Annotated in this window: 21 protein-coding genes; 11 read left to right on the top strand and 10 right to left on the bottom strand. The window is 71.6% G+C overall.

Features of this window, described 5'->3' with window-relative positions:
• Positions 1-120 precede the first annotated feature (120 nt).
• From N6H00_RS30210 to N6H00_RS30190, 5 genes are all read left to right on the top strand, one after another.
• A complete protein-coding gene (locus N6H00_RS30210) occupies positions 121-1,182 on the top strand; it encodes an aliphatic sulfonate ABC transporter substrate-binding protein (protein WP_268977163.1) in 1,062 nt (353 codons plus the stop codon).
• Between the two features lie 50 nt (positions 1,183-1,232).
• Positions 1,233-2,054 carry an ABC transporter ATP-binding protein gene (locus tag N6H00_RS30205; protein WP_268974992.1) on the top strand — a complete coding sequence of 274 codons (822 nt, stop codon included), beginning with the start codon at positions 1,233-1,235 and terminating at the stop codon, positions 2,052-2,054.
• A complete protein-coding gene (locus tag N6H00_RS30200) occupies positions 2,041-3,039 on the top strand; it encodes an ABC transporter permease (protein ID WP_268974991.1) in 999 nt (332 codons plus the stop codon). The genes N6H00_RS30205 and N6H00_RS30200 overlap by 14 nt, the downstream gene beginning before the upstream one ends.
• Before the next feature lie 81 nt (positions 3,040-3,120).
• Positions 3,121-3,882, top strand: coding sequence for a sirohydrochlorin chelatase (locus N6H00_RS30195; RefSeq protein WP_268974990.1), 762 nt, complete (start codon positions 3,121-3,123; stop codon positions 3,880-3,882).
• 193 nt (positions 3,883-4,075) lie between these two features.
• Positions 4,076-4,711 carry a hypothetical protein gene (locus N6H00_RS30190; RefSeq protein WP_268974989.1) on the top strand — a complete coding sequence of 212 codons (636 nt, stop codon included), beginning with the start codon at positions 4,076-4,078 and terminating at the stop codon, positions 4,709-4,711.
• Positions 4,712-4,771: 60 nt separating this feature from the next.
• Here the strand turns inward: N6H00_RS30190 and N6H00_RS30185 are convergent, their stop codons facing one another.
• The 4 genes from N6H00_RS30185 to N6H00_RS30170 all read right to left on the bottom strand — a co-directional run bounded on the left by N6H00_RS30185 (position 4,772) and on the right by N6H00_RS30170 (position 8,833).
• Complete coding sequence (locus N6H00_RS30185) at positions 4,772-5,911, bottom strand: wHTH domain-containing protein (RefSeq protein ID WP_268974988.1); 1,140 nt, start codon at positions 5,909-5,911, stop codon at positions 4,772-4,774.
• Between the two features lie 63 nt (positions 5,912-5,974).
• Complete coding sequence (locus tag N6H00_RS30180; protein WP_268977161.1) at positions 5,975-6,913, bottom strand: STM4015 family protein; 939 nt, start codon at positions 6,911-6,913, stop codon at positions 5,975-5,977.
• Positions 6,914-7,169: 256 nt separating this feature from the next.
• Positions 7,170-7,493: a cupin domain-containing protein gene (locus tag N6H00_RS30175; protein WP_268974987.1), complete on the bottom strand. Its 324-nt coding sequence runs from the start codon at positions 7,491-7,493 to the stop codon at positions 7,170-7,172.
• Positions 7,494-7,615: 122 nt separating this feature from the next.
• A complete protein-coding gene (locus tag N6H00_RS30170; protein WP_268974986.1) occupies positions 7,616-8,833 on the bottom strand; it encodes a S8 family peptidase in 1,218 nt (405 codons plus the stop codon).
• 379 nt (positions 8,834-9,212) lie between these two features.
• On the opposite strand from N6H00_RS30170, the gene N6H00_RS30165 reads away from it, so the two are divergent.
• A complete protein-coding gene (locus tag N6H00_RS30165; RefSeq protein WP_268974985.1) occupies positions 9,213-11,492 on the top strand; it encodes an MMPL family transporter in 2,280 nt (759 codons plus the stop codon).
• A gap of 10 nt (positions 11,493-11,502) precedes the next feature.
• Here the strand turns inward: N6H00_RS30165 and N6H00_RS30160 are convergent, their stop codons facing one another.
• Positions 11,503-12,594, bottom strand: coding sequence for a CDP-alcohol phosphatidyltransferase family protein (locus tag N6H00_RS30160; protein WP_268974984.1), 1,092 nt, complete (start codon positions 12,592-12,594; stop codon positions 11,503-11,505).
• Between the two features lie 224 nt (positions 12,595-12,818).
• Between N6H00_RS30160 and N6H00_RS30155 the strand changes: the two genes are divergently transcribed.
• Positions 12,819-13,751, top strand: coding sequence for an aminoglycoside phosphotransferase family protein (locus tag N6H00_RS30155; RefSeq protein ID WP_268974983.1), 933 nt, complete (start codon positions 12,819-12,821; stop codon positions 13,749-13,751).
• A 250-nt stretch (positions 13,752-14,001) separates the two neighbouring features.
• Here the strand turns inward: N6H00_RS30155 and N6H00_RS30150 are convergent, their stop codons facing one another.
• Positions 14,002-14,244 carry a hypothetical protein gene (locus N6H00_RS30150; RefSeq protein ID WP_268974982.1) on the bottom strand — a complete coding sequence of 81 codons (243 nt, stop codon included), beginning with the start codon at positions 14,242-14,244 and terminating at the stop codon, positions 14,002-14,004.
• 207 nt (positions 14,245-14,451) lie between these two features.
• Positions 14,452-15,186, bottom strand: a complete 735-nt coding sequence (locus N6H00_RS30145) for a 3'-5' exonuclease (protein ID WP_268974981.1) — start codon at positions 15,184-15,186, stop codon at positions 14,452-14,454.
• A gap of 206 nt (positions 15,187-15,392) precedes the next feature.
• Here N6H00_RS30145 and N6H00_RS30140 point away from each other — a divergent pair, with 206 nt between their 5' ends.
• Positions 15,393-16,220: an ABC transporter ATP-binding protein gene (locus tag N6H00_RS30140; protein ID WP_268974980.1), complete on the top strand. Its 828-nt coding sequence runs from the start codon at positions 15,393-15,395 to the stop codon at positions 16,218-16,220.
• A gap of 56 nt (positions 16,221-16,276) precedes the next feature.
• Here N6H00_RS30140 and N6H00_RS30135 read toward each other — a convergent pair whose 3' ends face one another.
• The 3 genes from N6H00_RS30135 to N6H00_RS30125 all read right to left on the bottom strand — a co-directional run bounded on the left by N6H00_RS30135 (position 16,277) and on the right by N6H00_RS30125 (position 19,777).
• Positions 16,277-17,524 carry an SAV2148 family HEPN domain-containing protein gene (locus tag N6H00_RS30135; protein WP_268974979.1) on the bottom strand — a complete coding sequence of 416 codons (1,248 nt, stop codon included), beginning with the start codon at positions 17,522-17,524 and terminating at the stop codon, positions 16,277-16,279.
• 89 nt (positions 17,525-17,613) lie between these two features.
• Positions 17,614-18,930, bottom strand: a complete 1,317-nt coding sequence (locus N6H00_RS30130; protein ID WP_268974978.1) for a copper amine oxidase — start codon at positions 18,928-18,930, stop codon at positions 17,614-17,616.
• A gap of 43 nt (positions 18,931-18,973) precedes the next feature.
• A complete protein-coding gene (locus N6H00_RS30125; RefSeq protein ID WP_268974977.1) occupies positions 18,974-19,777 on the bottom strand; it encodes a Tat pathway signal sequence domain protein in 804 nt (267 codons plus the stop codon).
• A 233-nt stretch (positions 19,778-20,010) separates the two neighbouring features.
• On the opposite strand from N6H00_RS30125, the gene glgX reads away from it, so the two are divergent.
• The 3 genes from glgX to N6H00_RS30110 all read left to right on the top strand — a co-directional run bounded on the left by glgX (position 20,011) and on the right by N6H00_RS30110 (position 26,171).
• Positions 20,011-22,155, top strand: coding sequence for a glycogen debranching protein GlgX (gene glgX, locus N6H00_RS30120; RefSeq protein ID WP_268974976.1), 2,145 nt, complete (start codon positions 20,011-20,013; stop codon positions 22,153-22,155).
• 127 nt (positions 22,156-22,282) lie between these two features.
• On the top strand, positions 22,283-24,892 hold the full coding sequence (treY, locus tag N6H00_RS30115; RefSeq protein WP_268974975.1) for a malto-oligosyltrehalose synthase: 2,610 nt from the start codon (positions 22,283-22,285) through the stop codon (positions 24,890-24,892).
• A 166-nt stretch (positions 24,893-25,058) separates the two neighbouring features.
• Entirely contained in the window at positions 25,059-26,171 is a 1,113-nt protein-coding gene (locus tag N6H00_RS30110) for a lytic polysaccharide monooxygenase auxiliary activity family 9 protein (RefSeq protein WP_268974974.1), read from the top strand.
• Positions 26,172-26,189: the final 18 nt, after the last annotated feature.

The raw sequence follows: 26,189 nt of genomic DNA, 5'->3' as shown, positions 1-26,189 counted from the left end.
CGGCCCGTCGAGAGGAACACCCCCGTGTCGTCTGCCGTCCGCCCTGCCTTCGTACGACCAGCCGAGCGTCCCCGCCACCGCACCAGGTTCCTGGCCGCGGCGGCCGTCCTTCCCCTGCTGATGGGCGGGCTGGGCGCCTGCGGCTACGGCTCGCAGAAGGACAGCGACGACCAGGGGGCCTCGGCCCTGCCCGCGGCCGGCGGCGAGAAGATCGACGGCCTGGACAAGGTGAAGATCGGCTACTTCGCCAATGTCACCCATGCCACCGCGCTGGTGGGCCTGCGCAAGGGCGGCCAGATCCAGCAGGAGCTGAAGGGCACGAAGGTCTCGCCGTTCGTCTTCAACGCCGGGCCGTCCGAGATCGAGGCGCTCAACTCGGGCTCCATCGACATCGGCTGGATCGGCCCGTCACCGGCCATCAACGGCTATGTGAAGTCGCACGGCAAGAACCTCAAGATCATCTCCGGGTCGGTCTCCGGCGGCGTCAAGCTCGTGGTCAACCCCAAGAAGATCAAGACGCTCGACGACGTCAAGGGCAAGAAGATCGCCACCCCGCAGCTGGGCAACACCCAGGACGTGGCGTTCCTCAACTGGATCGCGAGCAAGGGCTGGAAGGTCGACGCGCAGAGCGGCAAGGGCGATGTGTCGGTGGTCCGCTCCGACAACAAGGTCACCCCCGACGCGTACAAGTCCGGCGCCATCGACGGTGCGTGGGTGCCCGAGCCGACCGCGTCCAAGCTGGTCGCCGAGGGCGGCAAGGTGCTGCTGGACGAGTCCTCGCTGTGGCCGGACAACAAGTTCGTGATCACGAATGTGATCGTCAGGCAGGCGTTCCTGAAGGAGCATCCGAAGGTCGTCGAGGCCGTGCTGCGCGGCTCGGTGAAGACCAACGCCTGGATCAAGGCCAACCCCGAGCAGGCGAAGGACGCGGCCAACGCGACGCTCAAGGCGGAGACCGGCAAGGCACTGCCCGCCGAGGTGATGGACCCGGCGTGGAAGTCCGTCCAGGTCACCGACGACCCCCTGGCCGCCACGCTGAACACCGAGGCGGACCACGCGGTCAAGGCGGGGCTGCTGGAGAAGCCCGACCTCAAGGGCATCTACGACCTGGCCCCGCTGAACAAGGTCCTCAAGGCCGAGGGCAAACCGACGGTCTCCGCCGCCGGTCTCGGCACCCAGTAGCCGACCGTCCGTCCCCGTACGCAGGTACGCATCCATCAGGAGGTGACCGGATGTCCCCGGCACTGACCACCGAGAAGGACGACCGGACGGGCGCCGCGGCGGCGGGTTCGCCCGCCCCCTCCGGCCGCGCCGGGTCCGTCTCGATCGACCACGTCCACAAGTCATTCGGCCGTCCCGGGACCGCCCAGCCGGTGCTCGAGGACATCAACCTCCATGTGCGGCCGGGCGAGTTCGTCTGTCTGCTGGGGGCTTCCGGCTGCGGTAAGTCGACCCTGCTCAATCTGATCGCCGACCTGGACAAGCCGTCGGCCGGGACCATCGAGGTCCCCGGCCGGCCGGCCCTGATGTTCCAGGAGCACGCCCTGTTCCCGTGGCTGACCGCGGGGAAGAACATCGAACTGGCGCTGCGGCTGCGCGGTGTGCCGCGCGCCGACCGCAGGCCGCAGGCCGAGCGGCTGCTGGAGCTGGTGCGGCTCGGTGGCGCCTACGGCAAGCGGGTGCACGAGCTGTCCGGCGGTATGCGGCAGCGCGTGGCGCTGGCCCGCGCGCTGGCGCAGGACTCCAGCGTGCTGCTGATGGACGAGCCGTTCGCCGCGCTCGACGCCATCACCCGCGATGTGCTGCACGAGGAGCTGACCCGGATCTGGAGCGAGACGGGCGTCTCGGTGCTGTTCGTGACCCACAACGTCCGCGAGGCCGTGCGGCTGGCCGAGCGCGTGGTGCTGCTGTCCTCCCGGCCGGGGCGGGTGGTCCGCGAATGGACGGTGGACATCCCGCAGCCGCGCCGTATCGAGGACTCGGACGTCGCCGACCTGTCCGTTGAGATCACCGAAGAACTGCGTGGGGAGATCCGCCGCCATGGCCAGCAGTAAGACCACCCGCGGCGGCGGGGTCGACGAAGCCGCCGAGAACACCGAGGCCGCCGAGGCCACGGAGAATACCGAGAACGCCGAGAACACCGGGAAGACAGCCGGGAAGCCCGCCGGCACCTCCACCGCCCAGGACCTGGCGGGCCTGGAGGCCGGTCTGGACGCCCTGGACACAGTGCAGACCAAGCGCGTCTCACCGGTCGAGGTGCTGGTCCAGAAGGTGCTGCCGCCCATCGTGGCCGTGCTCGTCGTCCTGGCCCTGTGGAAGGTGCTCGTCCTCGCGAAGGTCACCGACGACTACAAGCTCCCCGACCCCAAGCTCGTCTGGGACTCGCTGCGCCGGCTGTGGCTCCAGGGCGAGCTGTTCGACATCATCTGGACCAGCGTCTCGCGCGGCCTGTTCGGCTTCCTCATCGCGCTGGCGATCGCGACCCCGCTGGGTCTGATCGTCGCCCGGGTGAAGTTCATCCGCGCCGGCATCGGCCCGATCCTGTCCGGGCTCCAGTCGCTGCCCTCGGTCGCCTGGGTGCCGCCCGCGGTGATCTGGCTGGGCCTGAACGACCAGATGATGTACACCGTCATCCTGCTGGGCGCGGTCCCCTCCATCGCCAACGGGCTGGTCGCCGGCATCGACCAGGTCCCCCCGATCTTCCTGCGGGCCGGGCGCACCCTCGGCGCCCGCGGTCTGGTCAGCGCCCGGCACATCCTGCTGCCCGCCGCGCTGCCCGGTTACGTCGCCGGGCTCAAGCAGGGCTGGGCCTTCTCCTGGCGCTCGCTGATGGCCGCCGAGATCATCGCCAAGTCCCCCGACCTGGGCCTGGGGCTCGGCCAGTACCTGGAGAACCAGCGCAACAACTCCGACATGCCCGGTGTGCTGCTGGGCATCCTGCTGATCCTCGTCGTCGGCATCGCCATCGAGCTGCTGATCTTCGCCCCGATCGAGCGTCGGGTGCTGCGCAGCCGCGGCCTGCTGGCGAGCGCCCGCTGACCGGAAAACCGCCGAAGACCACCAACAACCACGGAAGCCACGGAAACCACCGGAGACCACGGAGAGCCAGAGAGAGCCACGATGTCTGCCCCGACCCTGCTGATCGTCGCCCACGGCAGCCGCGACCCGCGCCATGCGGCGACCGTCGACGCGCTGCGCGCGCGGGTGCGGTCGCTGCGGCCGGGGCTGCGGGTGGAGGCGGCGTTCCTGGAGTTCAACGCACCGCGCGTGAGCCAGGTCCTCGCCCGCCTCGCGGAGCGAGGCGCGGACGCGGGGGACCAGGTGATCGCCCTCCCCCTGCTGCTGACCCGCGCCTTCCACGCGAAGTCCGACATCCCGGCGGTGCTGCGCGAGGCCACGGCCCGCCACCCCCGGCTGTCCGTCCGCCAGGCCGCGGTCCTGGGCCCGTCCCCGCTGCTCGTGGACGCCCTGGAACGCCGCCTGTACGAGGCGGGGCTGCGCCCCGCCGACCGCCGCTCGACCGGGGTCGTCCTGGCCGCGGCGGGCTCCACCGACCCGGAGGCGATCGCGGTGATCGCTGAAATCGCGCGGGAGTGGCGGCACACCGGTTGGTGCGCCGTGCGACCCGCGTTCGCCTCCGCCTCACTTCCCCGCACCGAGGACGCCGTCCGCGCCCTGCGCGCGGAGGGCGTCGCCCGGGTGGCCGTGGCCCCCTACGTCATCGCCCCCGGCCGCCTCCCCGACCGCATCGCCCGGGGCGCCGAGGCCGCGGGCGCGGACGTCCTGTCCGACGTCCTGGGCCCGGCCCCGGAACTGGCCCGCCTCCTGCTGCACCGCTACGACGAGGCCCGCCGCACGGTCCCGGTGCCGCTGACCGCCTGACTGCCTGACTGCCTGACTGCCTGACCGGACCTTGAGGCCGCCGGCCGGTTCACCCGGCGACCTGCGCCTTCCCCTGCTCACGCCCGCGTTAGCCAGGTGTTAGCGGAGCGGCAGTCGTGCGGTAGGAACTCCCGCCAGAGTGGGTGACGTACCGAGAAGCACACGACACCAACTGCCCCTGGGGGGAACCGAAATGAGCTCCAGCACCGTCCGCACCGCTCGTCGCCGCACCCTGCGCGTTGCCGCCGCCGCCCTGATCGCAGCCGCCGGCCTCTCCCTGACCGCCTGCTCCGGCTCGGACGACACCAGCTCGAAGTCCGCGGCCACCGCCGCGTCCAGCAGCGCGGGCTCCTCCGCCGGAGCGCAGGGCTCCGATGCCAAGGTCGACACCAAGGCGGGCGCCGCGGACAAGGCGGCGTCCCCCTCCCGCACCGAAACCCTGGCGGACGGCAGCACGGCCGAGATCTACGAGCTCGGCGACCTGCACTACCGTCTCAAGATCGTCAACGATGGTGACGTCCTGGCCACGCTGGAGGCGAACGAGCACGACGCCGGGCTCGACGCCAACGACATGTTCGTCGTGCTCACGATGGGCGGCGAGGTCCACTCCTGGATGGGCGGTGGACACCAGGGACCGGGCACGTTCGAGCTCGCGGGCGGCTGGAAGGCCAAGGTCACGAAGGTCGGCGAACTCCAGTACCGGGCGCAGATCATCGGCCACGACGGGGTGGCCGCCACGATGGAGACGAACGAGCACGACACCGGGCTCGACGCCAACGGCGTGTACATCGTGCTCAGCGCCGGCGGTGTGATCAGCGCCCACGAGTGAACGCCTGCCCATCTGCGCGGTGGAGCCACCTTGGGCGGCTCCACCGCCGCCGTGACTTCCTCACCCGTGCGACGCGCCGCAGACCTCGGGGTAGTCCACCTCGTCGGGCAGCCGGTAGCCCAGTTCGGCCAGTCGCGACGCGACGTCCGCCGGGCTTCGTCCGGTCAGGCTCGCGCTGTGCAGCACGTGTTCGAGGTGGACGCCGTCCAGGAAGGAGCGGTCGACCGTTTCCAGGAGCCGGATGTCCTCCGGATCCGCCACCTGTGGCAGCTTGGCGTTCTCGTGCAGCCAATGGCCCAGCTCGGCCAGGCGTGCCGCGGTGTCGGCGGGGGTCCGGCCCGTGGCGAGGGCCGCGCGCAGGATGTGCCGCAGCTGCACCCCCACGACGTTGTTCACCTTCAGCCAGGGCCGTCGGCCGTCGAGTTCCTCGCTGATGAGGCGCAGATCGTCCGCCTCCAGGGAGTCCGGCACGGTGCCCGGACGGTCGGCGCCCAGCTCCTTCAGACGGGCCATGATGTCCGCCACATCACGGCCGGTCTCCCGCGCGACGGTGACCACGTGTCCGAGGTGGGCGCCGCTGTCCGCGAGGAGCAGCTCGTCCTCGGGTTCGGGGGTGTACGGCAGCCGGACGCCGAGGGCGAGCAGGCGCGTGGCGACGGTGTGCGGATTGCACCGCAGCTCATGGGCCACGCGGAACACGTGCCGGGGGCTCGCCTCCGCGTCCCAGTCCAGGAACGTGCCATCGCCCTTGGGGTCGGTGCGGATCAGCACGATGTCCCGGCTGTCCGGGGTCTCGGGCAGCGGGTGGCCGGCCGGGACCGTGCAGCCGAAGACGGTCAGCCGCCGGGCGGCCTCGGCGGGGCTCAGCCCCTGCTCCCCCGCCGAGACGACCAGGTTCCGCAGCGAGACGGGCTCGTCGAGCTTGATCCAGGAGAGGTTGTACGTGTCCGCCTTGAGCAGCAGGGCGTCCTGCCGGGTCACCGTGGGTGGCAGCGGGATGTCGGGCAGCTCGATGTCGGTGTAGCCGAGTGCGGTCAGCCGTGACACGACGTCGGCGGGGGCGCACCCCACCGTGACCGCGGCGAACAGCACATGGCCGAAGGGCACCTGCTCGCCGGGCCGCAGCAGGGAGGTGTGGTAGCCCAGGCGCAGACGGGTGAACCGGTCCTCCGGGTCCTGGGATGCGGGGGTGTTCGACATGGTGGGCCTTTCAGGAGCGGTGAGCGTGCGAGGGACGAGTGGGGTCGGCGCCGGACCGGAGGGTCATTCGGCCACCGCGATATAGCGGCCGCTCGCCCCGTCCTCCTCCTCGTCGTCCTCCCACTCCTCGTCCGGCTCCCGCTTCCCGCGCAGGTTCACCCGGACCCCCGCGGGCTCCAGCGTCGTCCATATCCGCAGCATCATCTCGTCGCTGAGGTAGTGGTGCGAAAGGTCGAGCTCCTCGAGGTGGGTGAGCGGCTGCCCGTGCAGCAGCGCCTCGGCGCCCTTGTCGGAGAGCGTGCCCATGGCCAGGCTCAACGAGGTGAGCTGGGGCACGACCGCCGCGGAGGCCACCGCGGCGGCCAGCTCGTCCTGGATGGGGCTGTTCTGCAACCCCAGGTGGCGCAGCGCGGGCTTGCGCGCACCCGCGAGGAGCGGGGCGAGCTGCTCGACGGTGGTGCCGCCCCCGTACCAGTCGTCGCCCAGCCACAGCTCCAGCCGCTCCAGCGCGGGCAGGTCGGCGGCGGCGATGCTCTCCGCCGCCTCGGGAGGCAGCCCGCCGGACTCGATCCGCAGCGACCGCAGCCCCGCGTGACCCGCCACGGGGAACTTCAGCCCGCTCCCGCCGCGGACGACGAGCTCCCGCAGACCCGGGAACGCCTCCAGGAGCGGGGCGACATCGGACTGCTCGATCGAGGAGATCATCTCCTCCTCGTCCTCGATGTCGCCCAGGAAGACCGCTTCGAGACCGGTCAGCCGGTCGCTCAGGTCGGTGAGCCAGGACACCCTGTCCATGCCGTAGCCGAGGACCAGCGCCCGCACCTTCTCCAGCTCCACCGTGCTGGTGAAGCGCTCCCAGCAGACATCGGCGTCCTCGTCGGTGGAGTACAGCCCGGACTGAAGGCGCCACGCCACGGAAGCGGCGTCGGGCAGCAGCGTGGCGGGGGTGTACGGCGGAACGGTCAGTACCGTTAATCCGTAGAAGTTCTCGACGTGGTGCACGTACGACAAGACGAGGCTCCAAGATCCATGTCCAACAGCAGTGCGACATGTTCTATCAGCGGCCTCCGACAGCGGGACTGGCGGGCCACCGCCGTCGCCGCCACGTGCTTCCGGGCGCAGTCGCACGGCTCGGCCTGGAGGCGTCGGCGGTCGTCAGAGCTGTCACGTGCAATGCGTCCGTCCAGGTCGCCGGGGAGTTCACCGTCGACCTGGATCTCGATGCCGTGCGCCGCGAGGTGGAGGGCCGAGGCAGGTCCTAGCCCTCCGGGTAGAAGACGAACAGCGTGCAGCCCGTCGTGGTCCGGGGAATGTGGGAGGAGCCGGCCGGGGCGTGGATGAAGGTGCCGGCGGGGTAGTCGTGGGCGCCGTCGTTGAAGGTGCCGGAGACCACGAAGACCTCTTCGGGGCCCGGTTCGTGGACGTCCACGCCCTCCCATGAGGCGCCGGGGTCCATCTCGAGGACGTGGGCCTTCGCGCCGTTGTCCCCCGTCCACAGGGGGCGCAGGCGGATGCCTGGGAAGAGTTCCTTGACGGGGGCGTCGCCGACCGCCGCCGCGGTGTATCCGTCGGTGAGGTTCATGCCGCTCAGCGTGGCATCGCGGCTCAACGGGCCCAAGGGCACAGCCGGGTGCTCTCCGCACCCGGCTGCGCCCCTGGGATGATCACCTCACCCGTACAGGTCCGTACAGGTCCCCGTAGGTCCTACTCGACGATCTTCAGCAGCTTGTTCGGCGTGCCCTCGCCCGGGTTGGAGATCTTGTCGGCGGTCGCGCCGTCCGTCAGCGCCTGCGCCACGTCGGCCGGCTTGGCGTCCTGGTGGCCGCTGAGGTAGACGGCGGCGGCGCCCACGACGTGCGGGGTGGCCATCGACGTACCGGAGATGGTGTTGGTCGCGTCGTCGCCGGTGTTCCAGTCGGAGGTGATGTCCGAGCCGGGGGCGTAGATGTCCACGACCGAGCCGTAGTTGGAGAAGTCGGACTGCTCGTCCTGGTCGGTGCTGGAGGCGACCGTGATCGCGTCCTCCACCCGTGCGGGGGAGCTCTGGCTGGCGTCGCTGGACTCGTTGCCCGCCGCGACCGCGAAGGTGACACCGGAGTCGATGGCCTTCTGCACGGCCGCGTCGAGGGCCTCGTCGGGGGTGCCGCCCAGGCTCATGTTGGCGACGGACGGGCCCTGGTGGTTCTCGGTGACCCAGTCGATGCCCGCGACGACCTGCTCGGTGGTGCCCGAACCCTGGTCGTCCAGGACCCGCACCGCGACGATGTCGGCCTTCTTGGCCACGCCGTGCTCGGCACCGGCGATGGTGCCCGCCACGTGGGTGCCGTGGCCGTTGCCGTCGTCGGCGTCGTCGTCGTTGTCGACCGCGTCGAAGCCGGAGGTGGCCCGGCCCTCGAAGTCCTTGTGGCTGGTGCGGACGCCGGTGTCGATGACGTAGGCGGTGACGCCCTCACCCGCGCTGTCGGGGTAGTTGTACGCGTCGTCGCCCTGGGTGTCTTCCTGGTCGATCCGGTCCAGGCCCCACGAGGGCGGGTTCTCCTGGGTGCCCTTGATGGTGTACCGGTGGTTCTGGACCACCTTGGCCACCGCCGGGTCGGCGGCCAGCCGCTTGGCCTCGGTGTCGGTCAGCCCGCTGGCCGAGAAGCCGTTGATCGCGGAGTCGTAGGTGCGGCGCAGCTTCCCGCCGTAACTCTCGGCGAGGTCCTTGCCCTGCTCGGCGGCCTTGACGCTCTTGTCGCCCTTGAGCATGACGATGTAGCTGCCGTCCACGGCGTTTGCCGCCTGGGTGCCGTAGACCTTGCCCTCGGCGGGTGCGGTGGCGGCGCCGGCCGGAACGGCGACGAAGACACCGGCGGTGACGGCGGTGGCGGCGGCCACGGCCAGACCGAGTCGACGCGCGTTGCGCTGCTTGTGAACTGCCATGACGAGGGTTCCTCCTCGTGCGGTTGTGGGGGGTAGTCCGCGCGGGAGCGCAAGCGGATGCCGTTCCCGTAAGTGCGGAAGAACCGTTGTGTGTTGGGGCCACTCAGGTTCTGACAAAAACCCTGACTGATGAGTACGGGTCAATTCAAGATCCCGGTCCAGGTGTGACATAGGCAACGTTGTCCGCACCGACCACCAGGTCAAGCTCCCTTAGGTGTAAGGGGCTTGGATGGGGCATGGTGGGGATGGCCCCCCTCTTCGGAGGGAGACAACCACCCGTCAGGTTCACCGGTCAGCATGATGGGACGGTCCGCCCCCGCGGCCTAGCGTCGTCCAGGGGTGGCGGAGAGGGTCTGCCACCAGGGCATAAGGGGATGTCGTGGCGGACACAGGCCACTGGGACAGACCGCGCGGGACAGCCGCCCGCGTGGCTAGCTGGAGCGCCCGTCACCGGTGGGCGGCGGTCGGGGGCTGGGTGCTGCTGGTCGTCCTCGCCCTGGCCGTCGGCTCGATGGCGGGCCGGGTGGACGTGGCGGACAGCGAGCAGGTTCCCGGCGAGTCCGGGCGCGTCTCGAAGATTCTCGACGATGCGGGCATTGACGAAGCAGCCGGGGAAACCGTGCTGATCCAGGCCAAGGACGGCGGGCTCACCGCGGACGACCCGGCCTTCCGCGAGGCGGTCGAGGCGGTGCTCGACGGGGTACGCGACACCGGCCGGGTGACCGCCGTCCAGTCACCGTACGCGACCAAGGCCCTCTCCGCCGACCGGCGTTCGGCGCTGGTGCGGTTCGAGATGCGCGGCGACCCGGAGCAGGCCGCGGACCGCGTCCAGCCGGTCCTGGACGCGGTGGCCGAGGCGCAGAACCGTCACCAGGCGCTGCGGATCGAGGAGTTCGGCGACGCCAGCGGCCAGAAGGCGTTCGACGACGCGTTCGGCGACGACTTCACCCAGGCCGAGTACTCCGCGCTGCCGGTGGCCCTGGGCATTCTGCTGATCGCCTTCGGCGCGCTGGTGGCCGCGCTGCTGCCGGTGGCGCTCGCGATGACCGCGTTCCTGGCCACCTCCGGCCTGGTGGCGGTGGTCAGCCACTGGGTGCACATGAGCGACACCGCCAACTCGGTGATGCTGCTGGTGGGGCTGGCCGTCGGGGTCGACTACTGCCTGTTCTACCTGCGCCGGGAGCGCGAGGAGCGCGCCGCCGGACGGGACGCGGGGACCGCGCTGCGGATCGCGGCGGCCACCTCCGGCCGCGCCATCCTGGTCTCGGGTGTCACGGTGATCGTGGCCATGGCGGGCATGCTTTTCACCGGTATCGCGGAGTTCAAGGCGATGGGGCTGGCCACCTTGATGGTGGTGGCCGTGGCCATGGTCGGCTCGGTGACGGTGCTGCCCGCGCTGCTCTCGCTGCTCGGTGAGCGGGTGGAGAAGGGCCGGGTGCCGTTCCTGGCGCGCGCCAAGCGGCGGAGCAACGGCGAGAGCCGCGTCTGGCGCGCCGTCCTCGGCCCGGTGCTGCGCCGCCCCAAGCTGTCGCTGGTCCTCGCGGGTGGCGCGCTGATCGCGGTGGCCGTCCCCGCCGTGGGGATGAACACCGCGAACCTCACCCTGGACCAGGAGTTCGGCGACCGGCTGCCGGTCGTGGTCGCGTACCACCACATCGACGAGGCGTTCCCGGGCGGGCCCGACCCGGCCAGGGTCGCGGTGACGGCGGACGACATCGACGCCGCGCCGGTGCGCGACGCGATCGCCCGCTTCCGCACCGAGGCGGTGGCGAAGGGCGCCTCCAAGGGCCCGGTCGAGGTGACCTTCCACCGGAAGCAGAACCTGGCCGTGATCGAGGTACCGCTGATCGGCGGCTCGGACGAGGGCAAGGCCGAGCGGAGCCTGAACGTGCTGCGGAACGAGGTGCGCCCGGCCACGCTCGACACGGTGGACGGGGTGGCGGCCCCCATCGGTGGCTCGACCGCCTCCTCCAAGGACTTCAACGACAAGCTCGGCTCGGCGATCACCCCGGTCTTCGCCTTCGTGGTGGTCTTCGCCTTCCTGCTGATGCTGATGTCCTTCCGGTCGCTCACCATCGCCGTGACCTCCATCGTGCTCAACCTGCTGTCGGTCGGCGCGGCGTACGGCATCCTCACCGCCGTCTTCCAGCACGGCTGGGGCGCGGGGCTGGTCGGCGCGGAGGGCGTGGGCGCGATCGTGTCCTGGCTGCCGCTGTTCCTCTTCGTGATCCTGTTCGGGCTGAGCATGGACTACCACGTCTTCGTGGTCTCCCGGATCCGCGAGGCGCGCCTGGCCGGCCGCACCACCAAGGACGCGGTGGTGCACGGTGTGGTCACCACCGCGGGCGTGGTGACCAGCGCCGCCGTCATCATGGTCGCGGTCTTCGCCATCTTCGGGACGCTGTCGATGCAGTCCATGAAGCAGATGGGCGTGGGCCTGGCGGCCGCGGTCCTCATCGACGCCACCGTCATCCGCGGGGTGCTGCTCCCGGCCGCGATGACGCTGCTGGGCGAGCGCAACTGGTACCTGCCGAAGTGGCTGCGGTGGCTTCCGGACCTCACCCACGACGAGCCCGCCCCGCCCCAGCGGCCCGCCGTCCCGGTGGGCGCTCCCTGGGCGCCGGACGCGGACGACCGGCCCCGGCACGCCAGGGTCTGACCTTTGCTCCTCAGGAGTTGAGCGGGGCGGTGGCCGTCTCGAAGGAGTTGATGGTGCGGGTGAAGTCCCGGGTGGACAGCAGCAGCTTGTAGATGATGGCCAGCTCGAAGACGAGCAGCAGCGCACCCGACACGACGGTCGTCGCCACCACCCCGTCGATGGCCGGCCCGATGATGAACACGCCCATCTGGAACTCGATACCGCTGATGAGATGGGCCCGGATGCGGTGGCGCAGCAGGAAGTTCCGGCACCGGACCCACCAGGGGAAGCGGCGCCGGAACTCCTGGTGCAGATCGACGACCGCGGGGCGGCGCGGGGCCGGTACCGCCGCTCGGGCGGTACCGGCTGCGGCGGCGGTCTCGGCGACGGCCGCGGCCGCTGTACCGGGCGCCGGTGCGGCCGCCAGGGCCGGTGCGGTCTCCACGGCCGGAGCGGTCTCCACGGCCCGTGCGGCCTCCGCCGGCGCCACCGGCTGCAAGGGGGCCACCGTGGCCGGGTCGGTCTCCAGATCGGCCTCGGGGTTCTCCCGCAGCAGGTCCTCCATGAACGCCAGCTCGGCCTGATTGTCGGCCTTGCGGGCCGCACGCATCCGGGCCTTGATCTCCTTGCGCATCCCGTGCCGGATCTTGAAGATCTCCAGCGAGTCGATGTAGCGCAGCGCGTCCAGGGAGGCGACGGCCAGCGCCAGCCACAGATACAGGACGTCGTCCGTGCGCGCGTACTGGCCGCCCATCAGCGCGACCGCGCAGACCAGCACCCGGATCCGGTCGAAGACGAAGTCCAGCCACGCCCCGAAGACCGAGCCGGCGCCGGTCAGCCGGGCGAGCTTGCCGTCCATGCAGTCGAAGATGAAGCTCACGTGGTAGAGCAGGGCCCCGAGCAGCAGCCATTCCCAGTCGCCCTGCGCGAAGCACGCGGCGGAGCCGAGGCCCACCAGGAAGGCGCCCCAGGTCAGTTGGTTGGGAGTGGCCCGGGTGTACTTCGCGATCCAGCGGACCAGCGGTGTGGCCACCGGATCCACGAGCATGACGGTCCACCACGCGTCTCGCTTCTTCTCGGTGATCCTGCGGACCTCGGCGAGCGGCGGTATGTCTCGGGGCATGGTCAGTCTTCCTGGCGTTAGAAAAGAGTTCATCTGAAGCTAAGAAACTCGTAAGAGAAGAGACAAGGCCGGTTGAGGACAACCTTTGCCGAGGGGTAACGGTCTGCGTGGGGGACCGGGTCGATGGCACGGTCAGGTGTACGGGACGGCGGGGCCGTCCCGGTGGCCGACGTGCGGGGGCCGGCCGTTCATCGCCGCGCTCGATGGGAGACTGGGGCGGAGCGATGAGGAGGGGTACGGCGGTGGCGGATGTCGCCTTCACGGAGGAGCGGGCGCGGGCGGTGCTCTCGGCCGCGCTGCCGCCCTACCGGGCCGGTGCGGCGGAGGCCCGGCTGCTGGCCCTCGGCGAGAACGCCGTCTTCGCCCTCGACAGCCTGTCCCTGGTGGTCCGGATCAGCCGCGATCTGGAGGTGTGGGACCGGGCCGCCCGGGAGCTTAAGGTCGCCGACTGGCTGGCCCGGGAGGGGCTGCCCGCGGTACGCCCCGACCGGCGCTACGGCTCCGAGCAGCCGCTTCCGTTCGGGGGCCATCTCGTCACGTACTGGCAGCGGCTGCCGGACGCCGTACGGCCCGCCGGGCCGCGCGATCTCGCCGAGCTGCTGCGGATGGTGCACGCCCTGCCCGACCCGCCGCCCGACCTGGCGCCGCTTCCGCTGCCGCGCCGCGATCTGCTGGGCGGCGTCGAGCGCTGGCTGCGGCTGGCCGGGGACGCGATCGACCCGGCGGACGCGGCGTATCTGCGCGCCCGCCGGGACGACTTCGCGGCCGCCGCCGCGGAGCTGACCCCGCGGCTCACCCCCGGCCCGATCCACGGCGACGCGCTGCCGCGCAATGTGCACATCGGCCCGGACGGCCCGGTGCTGGTGGATCTGGAGACCTTCTCGGACGATCTGCGCGAGCACGATCTGGTGGTGATGGCCCTGTCCCGGGACCGCTACGGACTCGGCGCGGCGGCGTACGAGGAGTTCGTGGCGGAGTACGGCTGGGATGTCCGGGAGTGGCCGGGCTGCGCGACGTTGCGGGGCGCGCGGGAAACCGCCGGCTGCGCGTGGGTGGCCCAGCACGCGCCGGGCAACCCGGCGGCCCGAGCCGAGTTCGCCCGCCGGGTGGCCTCCCTGCGGGACGCGGACGCGACGGTGCGCTGGCACGCCTTCTGAGCCCGCCCACCGCTGTCCGCACCCCCGCGGCCGCTCCCGGACCGCCCGCCCGTGCCCCCAGGCACACCCGCAGGCCCGGCTGACCCACCGGACCACCGTCCGCGCCCCGCCCCCGCGGCGTTCGCCCTGTTCTCCTCGGCGTCCACGTCCGGCGCGGCCGACACCGCGACCACGGCCGCGCAGCCGCTGTCGCCACCTTCACCGAGAAGTGCTCTGCCAGACCCCCGTCGGCCGCCGTAGCGCCGGGCGGTCAGCCGCCCTGACCGGCCCGCTCGATCAGCTCGACGACCGGTCCGTGCGCCAGGCCGTCCAGGTACGCGAAGCGGGCCCGGTCCGCGATGGCCCCGTCGAAGGCGATAGTCGGGTCCTCGCCCGCCTCGCGCAGCGCCGCGAGATGCCGGTCGATGCTCTCGACGGCGTAGGCGAGATGGTGGACAGGAACCGGGCGTCGGGGAAGCTGAGATCCATGATCCGCTCGGTCTTGACGGCCCACCGTCGCTCGTAGTCCGCGGCGGCACGGTCGAGGTCCGCCACGACGATGCCGACGTGGAAGGACATGGCCAATCTCCTTTACTTCAGGACGAGGCTGCCGCATCGGGGCTGCCGACCATGATCTCAAGTGGAGCCCGGTCTTCCCGCCGGGAACCCATCGCTGGGGCGCTCCGGTGCCCGCCGGGCCGGTGACCGCCCCACCGCGTGGCTACCCCGCCACGGCCCCCGCCCCCGCCTCCGCCCCCCGCAGCGGCCAGCCGCTGTCCACGACCGCGTCCGGAGTGCCCTTGCGGCGCAGCCAGGACTGGAAGTCGGCGGCCCAGCGGGCGTACCACCCCACCTGCTTGCGGTGGAGGTCCCACAGCTCGAGCGCGGCGACCTCGCGGTGGCGCTCGGCGAGCGCGCGGGCGACGCGCACCGCCGCCAGCGCGTCCGCGCCGGCGTCATGGGCGCGGTCGTGCACCACTCCGTACTCCCCGCAGACCGCCGCCAGCGTGCGTTTGCCCTTGCGGTAGCGGTCGACGGCGCGGTCTATCGTGTACGGATCCACCACGGGGCCGGTCTCCGCGCCGTCCAGCCGCTCGCTCAGCGGACGCAGCCCGTGCCGTGCCAACTCGGCGGCCAGCAGGCTGAGGTCGAACGCCGCGTTGTACGCCACCACCGGGGCGCCGGCGCGCCAGTGGGCCACCAGCACCTCGGCGATCTCCTCGACCACCTCGTGGGCGGGCCGGCCCTCCGCCGCCGCCCGCTCGCCGGTGATGCCGTGCACCGCCACGGCGTCGTCGGGGATGGGCACGTGAGGGTCGGCCAGCCATACGTGCCGCCCTGTCGGTACCCCGTCCGTCACCTCGACCACGGCCGCCGTGACAATCCGTGCCGTGCGTGGATCGGTGCCCGTCGTCTCCAGATCGAATCCGATCAGAAGCCCCCGGTGCCAGCCCATGGCCGCCCTCCCTTTACCGTTCTTCCCCCCAGGTGTGCTCACCTTCCCACGCACCACTGACAACGCCCGCCACGACCGGCCCCGCATCCCAGCCCGGAATGTCCGGCCCGCCCGGTCCGGGATAGCCTCCGTTCTGCCGGTGCCGCCCGAGGCGCCGGTCGAAGAGCTCACCCAGGACAAGGACACAACAAGGAGGTGGCGGCCCCGTGACCGCCCCGGCCGTTCCCGTACTGAAGTTGAACGACGTGGACGTGGTGCGCGACGGCACCCCGCTGCTGCGCTCGATCTCGCTCACCGTCCACCAGGGGGAGCACTGGGCGCTGCTCGGCTCCAACGGCGCGGGCAAATCCACCCTGCTGAGTCTGGCGGGCGCGCTGGTGCACCCCACCCACGGCACGGTGCAGGTCCTCGGCCGCACCCTGGGGCGGGTCGATCTGCGCGAGCTGCGGACGCTGGTGGGGCATGTCGATCCCCGGCATCCGCTGCGCTCCCCGCTGCGGGTGCGGGACGTGGTGCTCACCGGGCTGACCAACACCGTGGAGCCGGTCCCCCGCCGCCACCCCACCCCCGACCAGCGCGACCGGGCCGACCGGCTGCTGACCACGCTCGGCATGGGCGGGAAGCTCGACGCGCGCTGGCCGACCCTGTCGCAGGGCCAGCGCGGCCGGGTGCTGATCGCCCGTGCGCTGATGCCCCTCCCCCGGCTGCTGCTGCTCGACGAACCGGCCACCGGGCTGGACCTGGCCGCCCGTGAGCAGCTGCTGGAGAGCCTGGACACGCTGCGCCGGGAGCACCCCGAACTGGCCACCGTCCTGGTCACCCACCACCTGGAGGAGCTGCCCGCCAGCACCACCCACGCGGTGCTGCTGCGCGAGGGCGAGTGCCTGGACCAGGGGGCGGCCGAGGCAGTGCTGACCACCGACGCCATCAGCAAATGCTTCGACCACCCGGTGCGCATCAGCCGCACCGACGGCCGCTGGGCCGCCCGCGCGCTGCGCCCCTCCGGTCAGGACACCGGCTCGCCGCACCAGTGAACCGGCTCGCCGGTCCAGAACACCGGCTCGCCGGTCCAGAACACCGGCTCGTCGGTTCAGGACACCGGCCGGGAGTCCGCCCAGACGCTTTCGAACTCCTCGCGGTAGGTGGCGAAGAGCCCGCCCTCACCCTCCTCGGGCATGCCCTCGCGGACCACCTCGCGGCCCCGGCCGCCACCGCGCAGCACCAGGACCGGGGCCTCCATGCCCCGGGCCTTGCGCAGATACGACTGGACGACCGCGAGGCCGTCGGCGCCGTCGCCGTTGACCAGGTAGGCGGTGAAGCGGGGGGTCTCGTCGAAGACGTGGATCTCGAACGCGCCCGGGTCCCGCAGCCGGGCGCGCACCCGCCGCATATGGAGGATGTTCATCTCCACCGAGCGGCTCATCTCGCCCTTCTTCAGGCCCAGTTCACGCTCCCGCCGCCGCACCGCGCTGCTCGCCGGGTTGAGGAAGAGCAGCCGGGCCCGGCAGCCGGATTCGGCCAGCCGGACCAGCCGGCGGCCCGAGTAGTTCTGGACCAGGAGGTTGAGCCCGATGCCGACGGCGTCGAGGCGGCGGGCGTGGCCGAACAGATCCTCGGCGGGCAGCTGGCGCTGGAGCCGCACCCGGTCCGGGTGGACGCCCACGACATCGGCGTAGCGGTCGCCGACGAGGTCCTCGACGGCGTCGATGGGCAGCCGGTCGGCGGAGGGGGAGCCGGTGCCGCTGCCGAGGATCTCCAGCAGCCGGGCGGAGGCGCGCTCGGCCTGGGCGAGGACGGTCTGGGACAGGGCTCGGTTGCGGGAGACCACATTGCGGGCGACCTCCAGCTCGTCCAGGGCGAGCTCCACCTCGCGGCGGTCGTCGAGATACGGCTCGAAGCACGGCCAGTGCTGGACGAGGAGTTCCCGCAGCTGCGGCAGGGTCAGGAAGCTGACGACATTGTCGTCGGCCGGGTCGAGCAGATAGCCCTTGCGCCGGCTCACCTCCCGTACCGCGACCGCCCGCTGTACCCACTCCTGCCCGGCCGGGCCGGCCGCGGCGACGACCCAGTCGTCGCCGTGGACCGGTTCGTAGATGGGCCGCAGCACGGCGTTGACGACCGCGCGCAGCCGCTGTTCCACGAGGTTGAGCCAGATATAGGCCCGCCCGGCCCGGCGTGCGCGTGTGCGCACCTCGCTCCAGGCGTCGGCGCCCCAGTCCAGTTCCGCTCCGATCTCCATCGGCCGCACCAGGGACACCGCGCCGGGAGGTGCGTCGGTGGAACCGTCACCCCCGGGACCTCCGTCACCAGGGGGCAGCTCCAGCCCGCCCGAGCTCACCTGTGCACCGCCTTCCGCCCCCGTCCAACGATCACCGCAGACTACTGCGCTGACGGGGGCGGTGCGACACTCAGGTCCCGCCTATCGGGTCACCGTGCCTCTTCTGTATGACCGTTGTGTCCGGACAGTGCAGGAGGCGTGAGGGGATTCATGGCGGTGACGTCGCGCGGGGAGAGCTGGAAGCCCTGCCAGTGCACCGGCATCGGCTCCTGGTCCTCGTCCCGGGCGATGTGGTGGAACCCGATGTTGACCCACACGATCGGGTGCTTGAGGGTCTGGCCGTTCACCCACTTGTCGACGCTCTTCCCGGCCCCGGCGCCGCAGTTGCGCAGGTTGTTGCTGGCGAATTGTTCACACTTGTTGTATTCGGTGAAGTAGACGTCGTGCTGAGTGAAGCTACGCCCCTGGTACGTGGTGGTGTGGCCGGGGACGATCTCGTAGCTGCGTGGATGGCCGTCCTTGTTCTTGCCCGCCGTGCTGACCACGCGCCACCACCGCGCCGCCGCCGCGTCGCCCGCCAGCTCCTTGGTGACCGGGGTGCGGGTGGTCTTGGTCTTCGGGATCCGCCCCGCGGTCGCGGTGGTCTTGGAGTCGTACTGCTCGACCTTGCTCTTGGGCGAGCCGTCGAGCCCGAAGTTCAGCCGCCAGAAGACGTTGTGGGCATGGCTGGTGGCGTAGTCCTTGGCGCCCTTGCCGATGGGCCAGCCGCGGCCGTCGCCCGCGTCGTAGTCCATCGGGGAGAGCGTACCGGTGGCGCCGACCTGCATGGTCATGGTGCCGTCACCGGCGAACCGCCACTCGGTGATGTACTCGTACCAGCCGGTTTGGTTGACGGTGTAGAGCAGCAGGTCCTTGCCCTGGAGCTGGTAGACCTTCTCCCCGTCGCCCATGCGGTAGGCGTGACCACGGGCCCGGGTGGTCGCACACAGACCCTTCACATCCGGGTGATCGGGGTCCCAGGCGTCGGGCACCCGTACGGTCTTGATCGTGCCGCCGGGGCACTCGGCCGGGTCCAGCTGCTGGAGCCCCTGGGCGAAGCCCTGGCCGGTGAGGTCGTCGTACTCATTGCTGCCGTCGTCGTACGGCACATGGATCTGGGCGAGCTTGGCCGAGGTCAGCACCTTGATCGGGGCGCTTTCGCCCTTGGGCTGATAGGAGATGTCGTCGAGCACCAGCCCGGCCTTGCTCTCGTAGTGCCAGCACATCCGCCAGGTGGTGCCGCCGTCCAGCTGCTGCTCGATGCGGTACGGGGCGCTGCAGTCCGCCGCGGCCGAGGCCGAGGCCGGCGGGGCCGCCTGGGCCGCGCCGACCGGCCCGGCGGCGACCGCCACGGTGCCGAGCAGCGCCGGGACGCCGATGGCCGCCACGACCCGGGCACGGGCGCGGCGGAGCCTGTTTGCAGGCATGGGGAGACTCCTGTGATGAGGGTGGGGCGTGGGAGCGGAGGCTTCAGCTGAGCTCGGCCACCTTGTGGGCGCTGAGGTCGATCACCAGCTGCCGGGTGTCGATCCAGGGGCCGTTCGTCACCCGGGTGAACAGCCGTACGCAGCGGTGTTCGCCACAGTCCTGGACCGAGGCCGGACCGGGGTTGCCCTCGCCCGCGCGGTAGACGAAACCGGTGACGGTCAGCTGGTCCGGGCTGGTCAGCGTCTTGCCGGTGGCGTCCTTGAAGTCCTTCTTCAGCCCCGCGCCCAGCTTGTCGGCGATCAGCAGCCGGGCCGCCTCCCTCGCCTCGTCGCGGTTGGGCGGCGGCTGGACACCGTGCTGGGTGTCGGTGCCGGTGACCTTGCCGCCGCGGAGGTCGACCGTCTTGGTGACGTAGGTGTCGTCCCGGTAGTCGTAGTACGTCACCTCGGCGCGCCGCGGCGCGTCGGCGGCGCCCACCTCGTCGGGGCCGAGCTCCGCGAGGTCGGTGGAGAGCCGCTCGGGGCCCTGTGAGCCCTTGACGTCCTCGCTGCTCTTGCGGAAGTCGCGGCTGACCGCGAGGGTCTGGGCGCGCTTGATCTCATCGTCGGTCAGCGGATCGCGGCCGGTGCCCGTCTTCCCCTGCTCGGGCGCGGACTCCACCACACCGGGCAGCTGCCGGGCCGCCTGGCCCTGCTCCGCCGCCGAGCCCTGCGGTCCCCCGCCGGGGCTTTCCTCGCCGGACGCGCTGCCCGGGAGCGTCACCCCGATCATGATCGCCGTGGCGGTGACCGCCACGGCCGCACCGGCCATCACCTTGCCCAGGTGGCGGTGGATCAATGTGCGCACATCCTCCCCCAATCCCCCCTGTCACCACATCGGACCGCATAGCGGGATACGCGTATGCGTCAGGTCACCCGGTAGGACGAACCGATATGGCCGTAGGTTGCCTCCCTTGTGAGGAAATTCTGTTGAAAGCCCGGATGGTCGGGGCCAGTTGGGAAAGGATGCAGGGTCGATCGGGTTCCGTCCGGTGCCTGGGGTGCTCGCGGCCCCCGAAGAAGAAGTGGAAGAGTCGACGTATGCAGGTCTGGCCGGGACAGGCTTACCCCCTTGGCGCCACCTACGACGGCGCCGGAACCAACTTCGCGGTGTTCTCCGAGGCCGCTGTCCGCATCGAGCTGTGCCTCCTGCACGACGACGGCTCGGAGACGGCGGTCGAGCTGCGGGAGTCCGACGCGTTCGTGCGCCACGCCTATCTGCCGGGGGTCATGCCGGGGCAGCGCTACGGCTTCCGGGTCCACGGCCCGTACGAGCCGGAGTCCGGCCACCGCTGCAATTCCGCCAAGCTGCTGCTGGACCCGTACGCCAAGGCGATCAGCGGGCAGGTCCGCTGGGGCGAGGAGGTCTACGGCTACCACTTCGGACGGCCGGAGAAGCGCAACGACCTCGACTCCGCCCCGCACACCATGGCGTCGGTCGTGGTCAATCCGTACTTCGACTGGGGCGACGACCGCCCACCGCGCACCGACTACCACCGCACGGTCATCTACGAGGCCCATGTCAAGGGGCTGACCATGCGCCATCCGCGGCTGCCGGAGGAGCTGCGCGGGACGTACGCGGCGCTCGCCCACCCCGCGATCATCGAACATCTGACGGAGCTGGGCGTCACCACGCTGGAGCTGATGCCCGTCCACCAGTTCGTCCACGACCACCGGCTGGCCGACGCGGGGCTGGCCAACTACTGGGGCTACAACACCATCGGCTTCTTCGCCCCGCACAACGCCTACGCCTCCTGGGGCGACCGGGGCCAGCAGGTGCTGGAGTTCAAATCGGCCGTCCGGGCACTGCACCAGGCGGGCATCGAGGTCATCCTGGACGTGGTCTACAACCACACCGCCGAGGGCAACCACCTGGGCCCCACGCTCTCCTTCCGGGGCCTGGACAACGCCTCGTACTACCGGCTGACCGAGGACCGCCGGTACTACATGGACACCACCGGCACCGGGAACTCGCTGCTGATGCGCTCCCCGCACGTGCTCCAGCTGATCATGGACTCGCTGCGCTACTGGGTGACCGAGATGCATGTGGACGGCTTCCGCTTCGATCTGGCGGCGACGCTGGCCCGGCAGTTCCACGAGGTGGACCGGCTGTCGTCGTTCTTCGACCTGGTCCAGCAGGACCCGGTGGTGAGTCAGGTGAAGCTGATCGCCGAGCCCTGGGACGTCGGTGAGGGCGGCTATCAGGTCGGCAACTTCCCGCCCCTGTGGACGGAATGGAACGGCAAGTTCCGGGACACCGTGCGCGATCTGTGGCGCGGTGAGCCGAGGACGCTGGCCGAGTTCGCCTCCCGGCTGACCGGCTCCTCCGACCTCTACCAGGGCGACGGGCGGCGCCCGCTGGCCTCGGTCAACTTCGTCACCTGCCATGACGGCTTCACCCTGCGCGACCTGGTGAGTTACGACGAGAAGCACAACGAGGCCAACGGCGAGGCCAACCAGGACGGCGAGAACTACAACCGGTCCTGGAACTGCGGGGTCGAGGGCGAGACCGACGATCCGGCGGTGCGCACGCTGCGCGAGCGCCAGATGCGCAACTTCATCGCCACCCTGATGCTCTCCCAGGGCGTGCCGATGCTCAGCCACGGCGACGAGTTCGCGCGCACCCAGGGCGGCAACAACAACGCGTACTGCCAGGACAACGAGGTGTCCTGGGTGCGCTGGCCGGACCACGCCAAGGGACAGGACGGCGAGTGGGAGGACCGCTGGGCGCTGGAGCTGCTGCGCTTCACCCGTTCGCTGGTGTGGCTGCGCCGCGACCACCCGGTCTTCCGGCGCCGCCGCTTCTTCCACGGACGGCCGGTCGAGGGCACCCATGACGAGCTGTCGGACATCGCCTGGTTCACCCATGAGGGCGAGGAGATGACCCCGCGCGACTGGCAGGCGGCCCATGCCAAGTCCCTCGCGGTGTTCCTCAACGGCAGCGCGATCTCCGAACCGGGGGCGCGCGGTGAGCGGATCACCGATGACTCGTTCCTGCTGCTGTTCAACGCGCACCACGAGCCGCTGGACTTCGTCGTACCCATCGACCACGGCAAGCAGTGGCAGGTCATCGTGGACACGGCGGTGCCGGAGGGCGTGGAGCCGGGCGGCGGCGCGAAGGTGGCGGCGGGCGACCGGCTGACCCTGGTGGACCGCAGCCTGATGGTGCTTCAGCGGCCCGCCTAGGGCCCGTAGCGGCCCCCAGGCCCTGGAATCCGCCAGCGGGCCGATCGCGTCCGCCAGGGGGCCCGATCGCGTCCGTTCGGGTGCGCGGGCCTCGCACGGGGCGCCCCTGATGGGTACGTACGTTCATATGACGGCTGACCCCGGCGTACCCACCGCCACCTATCGCCTCCAGCTCCAGCCCGCCTTCCCGTTCGCGGCCGCGGAGCGCGCGGTGCCGTATCTGGCCTCGCTCGGCGTCTCCCATCTGCATCTGTCCCCCGTGCTGGAGGCGGTGCCCGGCTCCACCCACGGCTATGACGTGGTGGACCACTCCGCCGTCCGGGCCGAACTGGGCGGCGAGGCGGGGCTGCGTTCCCTCGCCCGTACGGCGCGGGCGCACGGCCTCGGGCTGATCGTCGACATCGTCCCGAACCATATGGCCGCACCCGCCCCCGAGCGGCTCAACACCCCGCTGTGGGAGGTGCTGCGAGAGGGACCCCGGTCGCGTTACGCGCGCTGGTTCGACATCGACTGGCAGGCCCACGGCGGCAAGGTGCTGCTGCCGGTGCTCGGCGGGCCGCTCGGCGAGGAGTGGGAGCGGCTGCGCGTCGAGGACGGGACGCTGCGCTACTGGGACCACGCGTTCCCGCTGCGGCCCGGCACCGAGGGACTGCCGCTCGCCGAACTGCTGGACGCCCAGTGGTACCGGCTCGGCTGGTGGCGGCTGGCCCGCACCGAGCTCAACTACCGGCGCTTCTTCACCATCTCCGAGCTGATCGCGGTGCGGGTGGAGGACCCGGAGGTCTTCGACGCCACCCACGCCACGCTGCTGAACCTGGTGCGGGACGGGGTCGTGGAGGGGCTGCGGATCGACCACCCGGACGGGCTCGCCGATCCGGAGGGCTATCTGCGGCGGCTCGACCGGGCGGTGCGGACGGCCACGGCGGACGGAGCGGCCACGGGAGAAGGGACGGACGCAGAGGACGGGACGGCCGGAGGGGACGAGACAGCCACGGCAGACGGGACAGCCACGGCAGACGGGACAGCCACGGCGGAAGGGACAGCCCCAGGAGACGGGACGGCCACGGAGAACAGTGCAGGTGGGAGGGACGGTGCGGGTGGGGGCGGCCGGTGGAGCGCGCCGGGAGGCCGGGGCGGGGGCGGCCGGTGGACGGTGGTCGAGAAGATCCTGGCCCGGGACGAGCCGCTGCCCCCGGCCTGGCCGGTCGCCGGGACCACCGGCTACGACGCGCTGCACCACATCGACGGGCTCTTCGTCGACCCGGACGGGCTGGCGAAGCTCACCGCCCTCTACCGCGACTTCGCCGCTCCCCCGGCCGACCTGGGCGGCGACTGGGCCGCCACGGTGCGCCGGGCCGCCCGCGAGGTGGTCACGCATGAGCTGGCCGCCGAGGTGGCGCGGCTGACCCGCACCGCCTCCCGCATCTGCGCGGCCGACCCCCGGCTGCGCGACCACGCGCCCTGGGCGCTGCGCACGGCGATCCAGGAGCTGCTGGTGCGGCTGCCGGTCTACCGTCCGTACGCGTCCGTGGACACGGACACGCGGCCCGCGTCGGACGCCGACGCGGTGATGCTGCGCTCGGCGGCGGACGCCCGGGAGGCGTTCACGGTGCCGCAGGAGGCGCGGGTGGTGTTCGTCGTGCGGGACGCGGCGCTGGGCGTCCTCGGGGACGGCCCTGACCAGCGCGATTTCTGCGCCCGGTTCGCCCAGACGGCGGCCGCGCTGCGCGCCAAGTCGGTCGAGGACACCGCCTTCTACCGCTACCCCCCGCTGCTGTCGGCCGGGGAGGTGGGCGGCGATCCGGGGCGGCCGGCCGTGCCCCCCGAGGAGTTCCACGCCTTCGCCGCCCGGCTGCTGCGTGACTGGCCCGCCACCGGCACGGTGCTGTCCACGCATGACACCAAGCGCAGCGCGGACGCGCGGGCCCGCGTCGCGGCGCTCACCGAATGCCCGGCCTGGTGGGGCCGGATGGTGGAGGAGCTGACCCGGTCGGCCCCCGCCCCCGATCCGCAGCTGGCCTGGACGGCCTGGCAGACCGCGCTCGCCCTGGGCCACGGGGATGCCGAACGGCTGGTCCCCGCCGTGCTCAAGGGGGTGCGCGAGGCGGGGCTGCGGACGACCTGGACGGAGCGGAACGCGGCGTACGAGGAGGAGGTGACCGCCTTCCTGGCGGCCGGCCCGTGCGCGGCCGACCCGTCGGTGTGGGCGGCGATCGGCGCCCAGCTGGACGGACCGGCCAGGGCCAACACGCTCGGCGCCGCCCTGCTGCACCTCACCATGCCGGGCGTCCCCGACCTCTACATGGGCACCGAACACGTCTATACCGCCCTGGTCGACCCGGACAACCGCCGCCCGCCCACGCTGGACGGCGAGCCGAAGGTGTCGGGCCTGTCCGCCGAGAAACTCCTGCTGACCAGGGCCGCGCTGCGGCTGCGCCGGGAGCGTCCGGGGTGGTTCGGCCCGGGGAGCGGCTATGCGCCGCTGGCCGCCGAGGGGCCGGCGGCGGCGCACTGTACGGCCTTCGTACGGACCGGCGCCGGGGGCGAGGGCGGGGCGGTCACGGTCGTCACACGGCTGTCGCGGCGGCTGGCGGAGGCGGGCGGCTGGGGCGCCACCCGGCTGCCGCTGCCGCCGGGCGGCTGGCGGGACCTGCTGACCGGGCGGACGGCCGAGGGCCCCACCGCCCTGGCCGGGCTGCTGTCCCGGCTGCCGGTGGCGCTACTGGTCCGTACCTGACCGGCCCTTCCGGCGGTCTCTCCTGACGGCCCACCAGAAAGGTTGCGGTCTTCACCTCCTGAAGCATTTACAGGTGCGGAGACGCGCGCTACGTTCACCAAGCAATTGGGAGCGCTCCCATGCCGACGGTTCCTGACCCGATCACGTCGAAGGGACAGCACGCGCAATGCCTCGACGATTACTGGCTCTCGCCTCTTCCACACGCCCGCCGGGCCGCTCCCGCGCGCCCAGGTCCGTCCTGCTGGTCCTGCTCTCGGTCCTGCCCGCCCTGGGCCTTGTCTTCTTCTCCGGGGGCAGCGCCTCCGCACACGGCGCGCCGATGGCGCCGGGCAGCCGCACCTACCTCTGCTGGAAGTACAGCATGTCCTCCACCGGCGAGGTCAAGCCGACCAACCCGGCGTGCAAGGCCGCGTACGACAAGAGCGGGGCGACGCCCTTCTACAACTGGTTCGCGGTGCTCCGCTCGGACGGCGCGGGCCGCACCGAGGGGTTCATCCCGGACGGCAAGCTGTGCAGTGCCGCGGCCACCGTCTATGACTTCTCCGGTTTCGACCTGGGCAGCAACGACTGGCCGGTGACCCATCTGACGTCCGGCGCGTCGATGCAGTTCGCGTACAACGCCTGGGCCGCGCACCCGGGGTCGTTCCGCAGCTACATCACCAAGGACCCGATCGATCCGACCCAGTCGCTCAGCTGGGACGATCTGGAGGACCAGCCGTTCAGCACGGTGACGAACCCGCCGCTGTCCGGCCAGGTCGGCACGGTCGACGGCAAGTACACCTGGACCGCCAACCTGCCCTCCGGCAAGAGCGGACGGCACATCATCTACACCGTGTGGACGCGCTCGGACAGCCAGGAGACCTTCTACAGCTGCTCCGACGTGGTCTTCGACGGCGGCAACGGCGAGGTGACGGTCCCCGGCACCACCAGCAGCGGCGGCGGCGACAACGGCAGCGACCCCGCCGACCCGCCGACGGCCTCCTGCTCCGCCGCCCAGAAGGTGACCAGCACCTGGAACGGCGGCTACCAGGCCGAGGTGACGGTCACCAACACCGGTGTCACGCCCATCTCCGCGTGGATGGTCGACTGGACGGTGCCGTCCGGGCAGCGGATCGACAGCGTCTGGAACGGCAAGCTGACCACCACCGGCCCGGGGGCGTCGGTCACCAACGCCGACTGGAACGGTTCCCTGGCCACGGGGGCCTCGACGACCTTCGGCTTCACGGCCGGCGGCGGCTCTCCGGACACGGCGGCCGCGCCGATCTGCATGGTGCACTAGTCTGCCTCCCACACCGGA

Source organism: Streptomyces sp. S465 (assembly GCF_026898115.1).
Taxonomy (GTDB): domain Bacteria; phylum Actinomycetota; class Actinomycetes; order Streptomycetales; family Streptomycetaceae; genus Streptomyces; species Streptomyces luomodiensis.
The sequence above is the reverse complement of the archived record's forward strand: the minus strand, read 5'-3'. Positions and strand labels throughout refer to the sequence as shown.